The sequence below is a fragment of the Pedobacter soli genome (assembly GCF_900101435.1).
Lineage (GTDB): Bacteria > Bacteroidota > Bacteroidia > Sphingobacteriales > Sphingobacteriaceae > Pedobacter > Pedobacter soli.
The window spans coordinates 292,158-305,297 of the sequence record NZ_FMZH01000005.1; the positions used below are offsets into that span (position 1 = coordinate 292,158).

The 13,140-nt window shown below is 40.0% G+C and carries 17 protein-coding genes; 6 read left to right on the top strand and 11 right to left on the bottom strand.

The genetic code is table 11. The features are described 5' to 3' along the window. Positions 1 to 25 precede the first annotated feature (25 nt). Both BLR37_RS13255 and BLR37_RS13260 read left to right on the top strand, forming a co-directional pair. A complete protein-coding gene (locus BLR37_RS13255; RefSeq protein WP_143009572.1) occupies positions 26 to 448 on the top strand; it encodes a hypothetical protein in 423 nt (140 codons plus the stop codon). A gap of 47 nt (positions 449 to 495) precedes the next feature. Continuing rightward, entirely contained in the window at positions 496 to 864 is a 369-nt protein-coding gene (locus tag BLR37_RS13260) for a YccF domain-containing protein (RefSeq protein ID WP_039472680.1), read from the top strand. Between the two features lie 289 nt (positions 865 to 1,153). Here BLR37_RS13260 and BLR37_RS13265 read toward each other — a convergent pair whose 3' ends face one another. Beyond that, the gene (locus BLR37_RS13265; RefSeq protein WP_090769280.1) at positions 1,154 to 2,128 is read right to left on the bottom strand and encodes an App1 family protein; all 975 of its coding nucleotides are present in this window, start codon (positions 2,126 to 2,128) and stop codon (positions 1,154 to 1,156) included. 58 nt (positions 2,129 to 2,186) lie between these two features. Here BLR37_RS13265 and BLR37_RS13270 point away from each other — a divergent pair, with 58 nt between their 5' ends. Continuing rightward, the gene (locus BLR37_RS13270; protein WP_090769282.1) at positions 2,187 to 3,068 is read left to right on the top strand and encodes a diacylglycerol/lipid kinase family protein; all 882 of its coding nucleotides are present in this window, start codon (positions 2,187 to 2,189) and stop codon (positions 3,066 to 3,068) included. On the opposite strand, the gene BLR37_RS13275 is transcribed toward BLR37_RS13270, so the two are convergent. Then, on the bottom strand, positions 3,040 to 3,432 hold the full coding sequence (locus BLR37_RS13275) for a hypothetical protein (RefSeq protein WP_090769284.1): 393 nt from the start codon (positions 3,430 to 3,432) through the stop codon (positions 3,040 to 3,042). The two genes, BLR37_RS13270 and BLR37_RS13275, sit on opposite strands and share 29 nt — an antisense overlap. 61 nt (positions 3,433 to 3,493) lie before the next feature. Here BLR37_RS13275 and BLR37_RS25520 point away from each other — a divergent pair, with 61 nt between their 5' ends. Continuing rightward, positions 3,494 to 3,679 carry a hypothetical protein gene (locus BLR37_RS25520; protein WP_143009573.1) on the top strand — a complete coding sequence of 62 codons (186 nt, stop codon included), beginning with the start codon at positions 3,494 to 3,496 and terminating at the stop codon, positions 3,677 to 3,679. Between the two features lie 13 nt (positions 3,680 to 3,692). After that, positions 3,693 to 3,929, top strand: coding sequence for an energy transducer TonB (locus BLR37_RS13280; RefSeq protein ID WP_090769285.1), 237 nt, complete (start codon positions 3,693 to 3,695; stop codon positions 3,927 to 3,929). A gap of 12 nt (positions 3,930 to 3,941) precedes the next feature. Here the strand turns inward: BLR37_RS13280 and BLR37_RS13285 are convergent, their stop codons facing one another. From BLR37_RS13285 to rbfA, 4 genes are all read right to left on the bottom strand, one after another. Further along, positions 3,942 to 4,595, bottom strand: coding sequence for a TonB family protein (locus BLR37_RS13285; RefSeq protein ID WP_090769287.1), 654 nt, complete (start codon positions 4,593 to 4,595; stop codon positions 3,942 to 3,944). A gap of 207 nt (positions 4,596 to 4,802) precedes the next feature. Next, a complete protein-coding gene (locus tag BLR37_RS13290; RefSeq protein WP_090769289.1) occupies positions 4,803 to 5,489 on the bottom strand; it encodes a peptidoglycan DD-metalloendopeptidase family protein in 687 nt (228 codons plus the stop codon). Positions 5,490 to 5,498: 9 nt separating this feature from the next. Further along, a complete protein-coding gene (trhA, locus tag BLR37_RS13295) occupies positions 5,499 to 6,128 on the bottom strand; it encodes a PAQR family membrane homeostasis protein TrhA (protein WP_090769291.1) in 630 nt (209 codons plus the stop codon). 6 nt (positions 6,129 to 6,134) lie between these two features. Next, positions 6,135 to 6,512 carry a 30S ribosome-binding factor RbfA gene (gene rbfA, locus BLR37_RS13300; RefSeq protein WP_039472670.1) on the bottom strand — a complete coding sequence of 126 codons (378 nt, stop codon included), beginning with the start codon at positions 6,510 to 6,512 and terminating at the stop codon, positions 6,135 to 6,137. 302 nt (positions 6,513 to 6,814) lie between these two features. Between rbfA and BLR37_RS13305 the strand changes: the two genes are divergently transcribed. Beyond that, positions 6,815 to 7,171 (top strand): four helix bundle protein, encoded by a 357-nt coding sequence (locus BLR37_RS13305; protein ID WP_090769293.1) that lies wholly within the window; start codon positions 6,815 to 6,817, stop codon positions 7,169 to 7,171. Between the two features lie 234 nt (positions 7,172 to 7,405). On the opposite strand, the gene hflX is transcribed toward BLR37_RS13305, so the two are convergent. From hflX to BLR37_RS13330, 5 genes are all read right to left on the bottom strand, one after another. Then, positions 7,406 to 8,596 carry a GTPase HflX gene (gene hflX, locus BLR37_RS13310; protein WP_090769295.1) on the bottom strand — a complete coding sequence of 397 codons (1,191 nt, stop codon included), beginning with the start codon at positions 8,594 to 8,596 and terminating at the stop codon, positions 7,406 to 7,408. A gap of 76 nt (positions 8,597 to 8,672) precedes the next feature. After that, the gene (trpC, locus tag BLR37_RS13315; RefSeq protein ID WP_090769299.1) at positions 8,673 to 9,455 is read right to left on the bottom strand and encodes an indole-3-glycerol phosphate synthase TrpC; all 783 of its coding nucleotides are present in this window, start codon (positions 9,453 to 9,455) and stop codon (positions 8,673 to 8,675) included. A gap of 225 nt (positions 9,456 to 9,680) precedes the next feature. Next, a complete protein-coding gene (locus BLR37_RS13320) occupies positions 9,681 to 10,265 on the bottom strand; it encodes an anthranilate synthase component II (RefSeq protein ID WP_090769301.1) in 585 nt (194 codons plus the stop codon). 52 nt (positions 10,266 to 10,317) lie between these two features. Next, positions 10,318 to 11,715, bottom strand: a complete 1,398-nt coding sequence (locus tag BLR37_RS13325) for an anthranilate synthase component I family protein (protein WP_208599657.1) — start codon at positions 11,713 to 11,715, stop codon at positions 10,318 to 10,320. A 904-nt stretch (positions 11,716 to 12,619) separates the two neighbouring features. After that, positions 12,620 to 13,063: a cytochrome B gene (locus BLR37_RS13330; protein WP_090769302.1), complete on the bottom strand. Its 444-nt coding sequence runs from the start codon at positions 13,061 to 13,063 to the stop codon at positions 12,620 to 12,622. Between the last annotated feature and the right edge of the window lie 77 nt (positions 13,064 to 13,140).

Consider the following 13,140-nt stretch of genomic DNA (forward strand, 5'->3'; position numbering starts at 1 on the left):
TAAGAACAAAGTATACCAAACCTTTATGGCAGCCGATTCCGTAGTAATTGTTAGCCATACTTTAACTTATACGCCAATACAGAATGATGGTGATTATTCGCCACGTTTAATCGAAAATGGTAGACTGAATGAGAAAATTATAAAGCAAAGATTAAAACTTGGCAAAAAAGATATCGACTTATTAGCAAGCACTTTAATTATGCCACTAAAATTGGGAGAAACATTTGAAAGGGGTATGTGCTTTATGCCCCATCATGGCATTTTAATTTACAAACAAAATAAATGCTCTTTTTTCGATATCTGCTTTGACTGCAAACATTTTGTAACCTCTGCTGATATTAAGCTTTCGGATAATTTAAGAATCATTACCTGGCAAAAATTAAAAGCATTTTTTAAAAGCCGCAAACTCGATTATCAGATTCCGATGATTCAGGGAAAAGAAGAATGACCCTGTAACAAATACTTCGAAAGTCAATCTTAACCTAAAAAAATACAATGAACTTTTTAGGCAATATTATCTGGATTATTTTTGGCGGTATATTTATTTTCTTCGAATACATTATCGGAGGGCTAATCCTTTGCTTAACCATTGTAGGTATTCCATTCGGGATTCAATGCTTTAAATTTGCCATTGTAGGCCTGGCTCCTTTTGGGGTAAAAATTACCGATACCTCATCTAATACCGGTTGCCTTTCTACCATCATGAACCTGATCTGGATTTTCTGCGGAGGTTTCTGGATTGCTTTAACGCATTTATTCTTCGGCATTTTGCTGTGCATTACCATTGTGGGCATTCCGTTTGGCCGCCAGCATTTTAAATTAATGAATTTAGCCTTTACCCCTTTCGGAAAGTCGATTTCGTAGCTTATCCGTTATTGCGGGAAGGCTTTTTTCAGGTACAGGCAGGAGAGATCTTCATCTTTTTTTTGAAAAGCAGGGTCCTGTGGTCATCGGATCCGAAAGTCCTGCCATCCGCTTTACCTCTCTGCGTTCGGTGCTCGCTCCTGTCAGGTTTATTGAATCATGGCCTGTTGCCATTGGCAGATGGTACTGTACTTAGCCCCGATTGGATGGATGCCCCCGATATTTCATCGGGGCAGGAAGGAAAGCGGGACTGCTGAAACCGACCGGCACTGCAATTGCGCTCCAAAAATTATTGAATCAAGCCTATCAACCTCGAATGTTCGATCGCTTCCTTACTTTCGTTAAATAAGCAGGCGCTAACATTTTTATCCGCTACTTTTTTAAGTAAGCGCTTTGTTTCTGCTTCCTTTTCCGGGCGAATGTTGCGGATGTAAACCGCCTCGATATTTTGAGGATATTTTTCGACGATGGTACTATAAATTTCAGGGTCTTGCTGCGAATTGTCGCCAAAAAACACAAACTTTTGGTTCGGGAAGGCATCCAAAATGCGCATTACCCGCAATAATTTACCTTCATGGCCGGTTTTACCCGTCTTAATTAAATCTTTCCATTTTTTTAACGTATTGAGCAGAAAAGCCCCATCCGGTAATTTGTTAAACCTGAAGGTTTCAATTAAATAATCGTACAGGTTCCATTCGCTGCTGCTTACATAAAAAAAAGGATTGGGTTGCTCCGGTTCTGTATGCGAGAGGGCCAGTTGCTGGTAATGGCTGGCGGCTTCGGGGAAAGTTTTCCGTGTATGTGGGTTTTTAATAAACAGCTCCCGCAGCCTTCTGCCAATAGTAGCCGAATGCGAAACCATTACGGTATCATCCACATCAGAAATAAAAGCATATTGCGTAAGGTGCGGCACATAAACCTTTCCTTCTCCAGCGTTCAAAACTTTCCCTGCTGTGTCAACCGCTTCAACTTTTACATAGTGCCACCCGGCCGGAATTTCACGCCCGGCTTTCCATTCAAATTTAAAGAAGCCATCGCGTTCGGTTTTGTTATAAATGGTCTGATCAAAAAACTGCAGCCGCACATCAACAAAAGCATAGGGTTTTAGTATGAACAACTTTAAAAGATGTACAATATTTACCACGATATTGTTGCTGTAAACCTGCCTGGTTTTGGCCTTCCGTTTAAAAACATGGCCATACACCACCAGATTATGCGCATGCCCATAACCATGATATACTTTTACACTAACCGATTTATTCATCGTTATTAAAACAGAGTTTATTAAAAGTTGTTTGTGATGTAAAAGCATTGGCTAACTCATGAAATTACTATTCATCATTAATCCAGGTTCTGGCAGTCACGATATAAACCTAAAAGAAGTAATTTCTACCTATTTTAAAGGAAAAGCAATTGAAACCGATCTTTTCGAATTGCCCAAAGATTGCTCTTTAGAGAAGATTAAGCAAAAAATATCCGGTTCGAAGGCAGATCGCGTAGTAGCAGTTGGCGGCGATGGAACGCTCAAGCTCGTTGCTGAATGTTTGCTGAATACCGAAACGCCGATAGGCATTATCCCGGCCGGTTCGGCCAATGGTATGGCTAAAGAGCTGGGGATTCCAACGGATATAAAGATGGCTTTGGCTATTGTAGCGGAAGGCCGGCAACAGAAAATCCACGTGGTTAAGCTCAATGATGAAATCTGTATTCATTTATCTGATATGGGTTTTAATGCCTACCTGGTTAAGAAGTTCGATACACTTCCGCAGCGCGGCATGTGGGGTTACGCCAAGGCCACCTGGCATGCCCTTTGGAACCACCGCAGGATGGATGTACAACTCAGGCTTAAAAACGAAACCATTACTTCTAAAGCGGCTATGGTGGCCATCGCCAATGCCACCATGTACGGAACCGGTTTGAAGATAAACCCCGATGGCAAACTGGACGACGATCTTTTTGAAGTGGTTTTAGTTAAGGATTACTCTTACCTCGAAATCTTAAAAATCTGGTTTACCAAACTGCCCTTCAACCCAAAGAAAATCGAAGTTTTTCAAACTGCCGAAGTTAGGATTTCTTCTAAACACAAAGCCCATTTTCAGGTAGATGGCGAATATATTGGTCGCGTAAATAAAGTTGAAGCCAGCATTATGCCAGCAGCCATTACGGTTATTCTGCCTAGCGAAATAAAGAACGGTGAATCCTGATGGTAAAATACAACCTGAAAAATTCAGCAATAAAACAGATCCGGAACAGAATGTCGAACCAGCGCTCACTGAGGTTTAACATTTCGGGTAAAAAGGTAATGAAACCGATAGAAAACACCCATACCACCAGGCGAAACGGAAACTGGATGTAATAGGTAATAAAACCAAACTTCTTATTCAGCATTAAACCACCAGCAGAGATAAACAGTGAAACAAATAGCGGCAGGAGCAGTACCACTTTGGCTTGCGAAAGTATCTGATCGGGAATTTCGTTTAGGTGGGTTAAAATTTGCCAAAATTGTTTGGCCAGCAAAACGATACTGATGATATCCAATAAGGCAAAAAATCGGGTGGTGTTTTTCATTATTGGCTAAATTAATCAATTTTGTTATCTTGGTTTAGCCATTATTCAAATTCATTGCTCCATGTTCAGATTAATGTTAGCGCTTTCGATGTTTCTCGGTACAGTGTTCGGTTATTTTACTGATCAGAAATCGGTAGCCCCTGTTAACAACAAAACAGATTGCCCCCATAAAAAAGACCTTTTAACGGGGAAGGTAATTTATAGCAGCTATGACGAACCCGCTACGAATGAAGGGCGGCCTGACTAAACTTTATAGGGCAATGTCTGCTGTAAGATTAGATTCGATTCCAAGCGGTGCATCAACCCGGTTCATCGTATCTTTTTTAGTTGATGTGGATGGCCGTATTTCCCGAGAAAGAGTAGTAAAGGATCAGGTTGGTAAAGTTGGCGAACAGATGTTAAAGATTGCTAAATCTTTTAAATGGACACCAGCAAAGTGCAAGGGTAAAAAAGTGGCCACAATAACCACGCTTTCCTCACAGATTTGCTTGCAATAAAAGATCTTGTTATTATTTACAGTATTTGGCCAAATAATCATCTGCTTTTTTGCTTCCCATGTATTTAACAAAAAGGAAGTCTTCGCAGGCCCCTTGTTTATCGCCCTGTTTGATCTTTTTCAACCCCATTTTAATGCGGTCGTCCAGGTATTCATCATCAATGCCCAATTGGTTTTTGATAGCAATAATCTGGATTTCCTGTCCGGGTTTGGCCTGATCGATATTTTTATAAAAATTAATAACCGAATTGGTTAAACCTTCTTCAGCCTGATAATTGCGAATGGCTTCCTGAATATCCTCACTTGATTTACCTTCGCAATTGTAGCCCGAAAGCTGGAATTTAACAGGCGCAATAATCGAAACGGTGGTATCGTAACCAGCGGGCACCTGCCATTTACCACTGCTTAACCGCACCAGACGGAGTGCCTCTTCATCCAGCTCGGAAAGAATTCCTTTACTTATTTTCGAAAAATATACTTTTCCTTTTTCATCCAGTTTGAAGCTCACATTTACAGTTCCCTGAATGCAATTGTCTTTTGAAAATTGTGGGTAAATGGTGTTATCTCTGAGGAAATTGGTAAAACCGCTTTTACCCGATTTAAACTGTACCTGAGCAATGGCCAAAGTGCAACAAAAAACCAGGCAAATAGTTATCAGGTATTTCATATTACTAATTTACTAAAAAAAGCTGAAAGGATGAGATAGATGTAGTTTATGCAGCCAACCCTTATTTAACCACAGAGAAGGCACAAAGTTTTCACAGAGAAAATGAGTTTTGGTTCATAGAACATTTTTTTGCCACGGAAGCACAGAAACACGGAAAGGTTGCGGCTAAACTTTGCGTCCTTGGCGAGTTCCCTCTTTTCTTTGCGGTTAAAAGAAGGTAGATCTCAAAATAAGCTCCGGATCCGGACAATTGGCCAAATATTTTTCCCTCTCGCTAAACTTACATACGCCAGGGTAATCGCCTTTTAAGCCCTGCATATCTTCGATAAGCTGAAAATGAAGGTGTGGTGGCCAGCAACCGTTTTCATCTTTATTCCCGAGTTCGGCAAATTTGGTTCCTGCTTTTATCTGCATGCCCTCTTCCAGATTATTTAAAGAAGCTAAGCTCAGATGACCGTAAAGTGCATTAAATTTATAACCGGCAATGTCATAAGCTAAAATAATGGTGGCGCCATAATCTCCATAGTTATTATTATTGGCAAAGCTCTGAACAGTTGCATCGTAGAAGTTGTAAACAGGTGTTCCGGCAGGAGCCCAAATATCTACCCCTAAATGTAACCTTCGGGGTTCCTCACCGGTATCAAAATGTGCACTGCGCGAATAAATGGTACGGTGTTCATTATAGCCCCCAATACCGTATCTGGCCTGGTCTAGCCTGAGCTTTTCATCAATCCAGGCCGAAAACTGGTCAATATTACCTAAAATCTCATCGGTGAGTTCGGTGTTTGCAGCGGTAAAATCAAGGGTTAAAAGCTGATCCTGTTCCGGATCAAAATCTACCACCTTGTGGATCAAATCATGGTTGCCTGCAATTACCTGCCCGAGAATATGCATGAAAGGAGTTTATTTAAAAATATAAACGTAATTATAAATGTAGTGCGATAATGCGCCACCAATTACAAACAAATGCCAAAGTTCATGACTATGCATCCACCTCGATAATTGTTTGTCTTTTGCATAATAATAGGTACCACCTATGTAAAAAACACCGCCTAAAAGCAACCAGGCTACAGCACCAATGGGTAGCGTACCCAGCATCTTTTGCATCAATGGTACAATTAAACAGCCCATTAAAATATAAATAGACAGTGAAATAGCTGTACTTTTTAACCGGTTAAAGATTTTAAGCAGGCAGCCAACAATGGCAATAATCCACACAATTGTAAATAAACTCCAGCTCAGCCAGTCATCAAAGACTAATAATGCTGTAGGGCTGTAAGAGCCAGCAATCATAAGGTAAATGCAGCAATGATCGAACTTTTGCCAAAACCGCACCCCATATTCTGTTGCCGGATATCCATGGTACATGGCACTTACTCCGAAAAGGATAAAAGTGCCAATGCTGTAAATCCACGCGGCGGTATATTCAATCGGGGTCTGGCACTTTTGAAGCAAAAAGTATCCTGCCGGAATCGCAATCAAAGCCGGTATAAAATGAGTGAAGAAATTAACGGGTTCCCTGAGCTTCCTCACAAAAAATTATTCGCTGTCTTCGTCTTTTTGTCTGGGCTCTTTGGCAATCTTATCAAAAAGATGATCCATTCGTTCTACATATTCGTTGGTATCATCTACAAAGAAAGTTAACTCAGGCACTACCCTTACCTGGTGACGGATTCTGCTACCTAATTTATATCTGATCTCACCGGCATGTGCATTAACAGTGTTGATAGAAAGCGTGGTATTATTGGTATTGAAAAAGCTCAGGTAAACTTTTGCCACTGCCAAATCCGGTGAAACCCTTACACGTGTAATGGTTACTAATGTATTGGGTAAAAATGAAGCTCCTTCGCGCTGAAAAACCTGTGCTAACTCCTCTTGTAATACTCCTGCAAATTTCTGCTGACGTTTACTTTCCATATTATTATAATTATCAATTACCAATAATCAATTATCAAACCATAAAAGGCGATAATATCAAAACGATAAGGTTCACTGTAAAATTATCAATTACCAATATTCAATTATCAAACCATAAAGGCGATAATATCAAAATGATAAGGTTTACTCTAAAATTATCAATTACCAATATTCAATTTTCAGACTGAATTGGCCTGAATCAATCAATTGGAAAAGATAGTTAAAATTCAAAAAACAAATTCTCAAACTGTGGCCCAATCACAGGCTCCTAGTTTTTTTGTAAAAATACTTATATTTAATTAATGAGCAACGGAACTAATTTTAATCTTGAAGAAAGAACATTTCTATTTGCTAAATCCATTAGGGCTTATTGCAAAATGCTTACCCATAATATAATTAACATTCCGGATATTAAACAAGTTATCCGATCTTCAGGATCTGTTTCTGCAAATTATATTGAAGCCAATGAATCTTTAAGCAAAGCTGATTTCGTTTACCGCATAAAGGTTTGTAGAAAAGAAGCTAAAGAAACCAGGCTCTGGCTTAATCTTATCGATATTGACGATCAAAAAGAGTTAGAACCTACAAAATCACTTCTAGTAAGTGAAGCCAATCAACTCATGTTAATTTTTAATGCTATCATCAAGAAATCGCAATAGTCAAAATGACCAATAACCAAATCATAATGACCAATAACCAAATTCCAATGATCAAAACCCCATAACCAAAATACAATGTACACAATCAATGCTTAATCATTTTTCTTTCATCTGAAAATTGATTATTGCAAATTGATTATTTAATACACTGGATTAGTTTGAAAATTGAGTATTGATTCTTGGTTATTTTTTCCCTCTAGAACTGTCTGAAAATTGATTATTGATTTTTGGTCATTAATATAAAAGGTTGCTATCATACGGGTACCTCGCCACATGCGCAGCCTTGATCTTATCGTACAATAACGTTTTAAATTCTTCTATATTCTCTTTTTGAGTTGCTGAAATAAACAGCACCGGCACTTTGCCATGACTCATCCAGCTGTTTTTAAAATCTTCCAACGTCAGTTTACCGTCGTCATCATCTCCTTCTACTTCAGGCGAAACATAGGCATCAATTTTATTGAACACCAGGATCATATCCTTATCAATTGCCCCGATATCCTTTAAAGTTTCATTAACCGTATTAATCTGGTCTTCGAAATTAGGATGCGAAACATCAACCACGTGAACCAGCAAATCGGCTTCCCTAACTTCATCCAGGGTAGATTTAAAACATTCTACCAGATGGTGAGGAAGTTTGCGGATAAAACCAACCGTATCGGATAACAGGAAAGGCAGGTTTTCGATCACAACTTTACGAACAGTCGTATCTAACGTTGCAAAGAGTTTATTCTCCGCAAAGACTTCCGATTTCGACAACATGTTCATAATCGTAGATTTACCCACGTTGGTATAACCTACCAAAGCAACCCTAATGAGCTGCCCCCGGTTTTTGCGTTGCGTTTCGTTTTGCCTGTCGATATTTCTCAGGCGTTCTTTTAATAAAGATATTTTATTTAAAATGATCCTTCTGTCGCTTTCAATCTGGGTTTCACCCGGACCGCGCATCCCGATACCACCTTTCTGGCGTTCCAGGTGCGTCCACATACCGGTTAAGCGCGGTAATACGTATTGTAACTGAGCCAGTTCTACCTGGGTTTTGGCCTGGGCAGTCTGCGCCCTGTTGGCGAAAATATCGAGAATTAAATTGCTCCGGTCTAATACCTTAACACCTAATTCGCGGTCTATATTGCGTAGTTGCGATGGCGATAATTCATCATCGAAAACCACGGTATCAATTTCTTCTGATTTAACGTAAGCTTTAATTTCTTCGAGCTTACCCGTACCCACAAAGGTGGCACGCTCAGGCTTGAGCATTTTTTGCGTAAAAACCTTCTCCACTTTCCCACCGGCTGTATCTACCAAAAAGGCCAGCTCGTCTAAATATTCTTTTGTCTGGGCTTCTTTCTCGCCGGGAGTTACTACCCCAACTAAAATTGCCCGTTCCTGCACAATGGCAGTATCATAAAATTTTTGTCTTCCCATGTAATTGATGCAAAGATACAAAATTGCGGCCAACCAAACCTCGCAGGTTTTTAAAACCTGCGAGGTTTAAAAGTCCTTATATCTCTGCCACAAATTGCTGAATCGCAAGTCCGGGATTATTGGTTTTCATAAAATTTTCACCGATTAAAAAGCCATTAAAACCAGCAGTTTTCAATTCCCTTATGGTTTGCGGATTGCTGATTGCACTTTCAGAGATTTTCAAAAACTCATCCGGAATTTTATTTACCAGATCGAATGAGGTCTGAATATCGACAGTAAAATCGGCCAGGTTCCGGTTGTTTACCCCAATGGCATCTAAATTAGGCGAAATACTTCTTTCCAGTTCTTCGAGATTGTGTACTTCCAAAAGCACATTTAAACCCAGGTTTTGGGCAAACTTGCCAAAATCATTAATCTGTTGCGGAGTTAAAATAGAGGCGATTAATAAGATAATATCGGCTCCCCAGGCTTTTGCTTCAAGAATCTGGTATTCATCAATCATGAAATCCTTTCTTAAAACTGGAATATTGTTCGCTGCCCGCGCAGCTAAAAGATCTTCCGTTTTACCACCAAAAAAATCAACATCAGTTAATACTGAAAGTGCCGATGCACCGGCGCTGTTATAGGCCTGTGTAACTTCAGCTACATCAGCCACACCGTTAATCAATCCTTTTGAAGGCGAACGTCGCTTAAACTCGGCAATAATACCTGTACGGTCTGCCGACAGCAAAAAATCTTTAAAAGAATGTGGTGTCCTTTTAAAATGCACGGCATTTTCTAAATCCTGAACAGAAACAAGCGCTTTTGCAGCGGCAACTTCTTCTTTTTTACGGAGTACGATTTTATCTAGTATGTTCATCTATCAATCTGTTAAGCGGGTATCATAAATCTCGAATTGTCATCCTGAGCTTGTCGAAGGAGCTTTATTAACTTCTTTCGAGGCGTTTCGACGAGCTCAACGTGACAAATTTCAATAAAAAAGTGCTATGATATCCACATCTAAAATTTAACTAATTCCATCAGTTGAGATCCTGAAACAAATCCGATAACTATCGGATCAGGATGACGACCAGCAGGACAATTCTTAATTTGTTAACCAATTCTCCATCATCTGCCGGCCAAACTCGGTAAGCACACTTTCTGGATGAAATTGTACACCGCGCACATCAAGTGTTTCGTGCCTTAAAGCCATAATTTCGTTTTTATGGTCGCGGGCTGTAATTTTTAAGCACGAGGGGAAGTTATCTTTACTCACCACCCAGCTGTGGTAACGGCCAACATTTATGGTTTGCGGACATTCCCAGAATAAAGGTTCGTCGCCATCTACAACCGTAACCGGTGTAGCAATGCCATGCATTGGTCTACCTAAATTGTACAGCGTGCCACCAAAGGCTTCTGCAATAGCCTGCTGCCCCAAGCATACCCCAAAAATGCTTTTGGTTGGCGCATACGTTTTAATTACATCGAGCAATAAACCCGCTTCTTCCGGAATGCCAGGACCTGGTGAAAGCAATATTTTATCGTACTTTTCTACATCAGCCAGCTCAAACTTATCGTTTCTCCAAACTTCGGCCTCGTAACCAACTTCGTTAATTAAATGCACCAGGTTATAGGTAAAACTATCGTAGTTATCGATCACCAGAACGGTTTTCTTATTTATATTTTCCATTGTATTTCTGATTAGTGGATTTTACTCCAAACTAAAAACTCTTAACTCCCAACTATATCCCCTCTGCCATCTGCACGGCCTTACGCAATGCGGCAATTTTATTGTTTACTTCCTGCATTTCGGTTTCAGGTACCGAATCGGCCACAATACCTGCCCCTGCGCGGTAATGCAGTTCGTTATTTTTGCTCATAAAAGTCCTGATCATGATGGCGTGGTTAAAATCTTCGTTAAAACCCATAAAACCAATGGCGCCAGCGTAGAAATTCCGACCTAGTTTCTCGTTTTCATCAATCAGCTGCATGGCCTTGTATTTCGGTGCACCACTTAAAGTACCTGCCGGATAAGTATCGGCCACTACTTTAAAAGCACTAACGTTTTCCTGCAAATGGCCGCTAACCTTGCTCACCAAATGGATCAGGTGCGAGTAGTACTGCACTTCTTTAAACGATTTTACCTCCACCCGGTTACAATGCCTGCTTAAATCATTTCGGGCTAAATCAACCAGCATAACGTGCTCTGCACTTTCTTTAGGGTCTTGCTCTAACTTTCTGGCTTGCTCTGCATCTTCAATATCGTTTCCGCTCCGTTTAAAGGTTCCGGCAATCGGGAAAATATTAGCCGAATTGTTTTTGATGGTAATCTGTGCTTCGGGCGATGAACCAAAAAGTTTGAAATTACCGTAATCGAAATAAAACAGATAAGGTGATGGGTTTATAGAACGCAGACAACGGTAAACATTAAATTCATCGCCAGAAAAAGCCTGCTTAAAAGCACGCGAAGGTACAATCTGGAAAACATCGCCACGGTAAATGTGCTTTTGTAGCTTTTCTACCAGATCCATAAATCCTTTATCGGTTAAGTTGGATGATTCTTTACCCCGGGTCTGAAATTTATATTCCGGATAGTTTTTGTTCTGGATCAGGTATTCCATTTTCTCCAAACCACCTTCCTCCTCACCTTCGAAAGTATTTTTGAACAGGGTGATTTCGTTTTTAAAGTGATCGATGGCAATGATATACCGGTACAAGTGGTATTGCATTTCGGGGATCTCCTCGCCTTCAGGTGTCTCCGATGTAAACTTAATATCTTCGAAATGCTGCACGGCATTCCAGGTAAAATAACCAAACAAACCACTCGAAATGAATTTAATTTCGGGCAATTCGCTTGCTTTAAACTTGTCTTTAAAATCGGCGATTTCATCAATCAGGTTCTTGCTCTCGGTAATTTCAACAGCTCCATCCGGAAAATAAGTTTCCAGTCGCGAACCTTTTAAAATGATACCCGCAACCGGCTCGGCGCAAACAAAACTCATTGAGTTTTCGCGACTATGGTAATCCGAACTCTCAAGCAAAATGCTGTTGGGATAAACATCGCGCAAGCGCAGGTAAATGCTTACCGGCGTCGTGGTATCGGCAAGTAGTTTTTTGTAAGTTGTATTTATTTTATACATGATTTTACAGTATTGTTGTTGCTTCGTGCACCGCAACAACGGTTAAATTATTTCTTATAACAATAAAAAGCCCGGCGTGTGGTTCTACGCCGGGCTTTAATGGTTCTTTAATAAGGTTTAGGTTGATAAACTATATTTTTTTCATACGCAGCCAGCGCAATCCGTTTTCGAATTACTTTGCCAAAGCCATGTATGTATATTGTTGATCATGAGCCACAAAAATATAAAGAATTTTGAAAAAGCGAAATATTTATGAAAATAATTTAAACAAATCGCTTTTTAGCCGCGAAGTTGGCAATGGAGCTTATTTACCATGTAAAGCATGCAAGGCTTAGCTACATTTTAACCGCAAAGCACACAAAGAGTAGCGCTAAGTCCGCAAAGCTATTCTTGTTGTCATTCTGGCGCATGCCAGAATCTCTTTTTTAACCACAAAGCACACAGAGAAATGCACAGAGCACACTGGGCAATATTTATAACATTCCGTGTCTTCCGTGCATCCGTGGCTGAAAAGGTTAGTTTTTAACCGCAAAGCTACCCTTACCGTCATTCTGGAGCATGCCAGAATCTCTTTTTTAAACACGAAGCACACAAAGAAAAGCACAGCGTGAACTGAGCAATATGCCTCAATGCTACTCTGTGTAAAACTCAGTGTCCTCGGTGGTAAAAGTTAGCGTCATTTTTAACCACAAAGCTATTCTTGCCGTCATTCTGGAGCATGCCAGAATCTCTTTTTTAACCACAAAGCACGCAAAGAAAAGCACTGAGCACACTGAGCAATATTTATAACATTCCGTGTTTTCCGTGTATCCGTGGCTGAAAAAGCTGGACACAAAAAATCCCACCCTCCAAAGGGCAGGATTTAAACTTATAAGGATACCACGAGGGTAATCAGGCATATTAACTAAGAAACCCCAAAAAACGATCTTCCAGGAACTTCTTTAACCATCAAAGTAATGGCTACGATAATCAGAATAAGGGCAAGGCTAAAGAAAACCGCGATGGTGCGGTGTTTAGCAACAGCATCAGCCACTTTTTTCGATTTAGCATTACCTACCGTAATCAAAATGATTGCAATAATCATCATAGAAGTGTGCTCCGCTTTAAAATAACGACCAATGGCATCGCTCATAGGCAATTTGGTAAGCGGACTTAAGAAGTACAACACCAATCCAATTAACAATTGAATGTGTGCACTAATCAGGGTAAATACATTTAGTTTACGGTTACCTTCTGTGTATGTTTTATTTCCAAACCAGCCCGATAATGCATTTATTACCGCGATAACCAATAAAATTAATACGATGTAGCGCCATCCGGAGTGCGCAGATTTTAAGATATTGTACATTTTTCTAAAATATGTTTAATCAAAAGTAGGCATTAATTGTAAAAAATAGGATATTCTGCAAAATGAACGCTTATTTA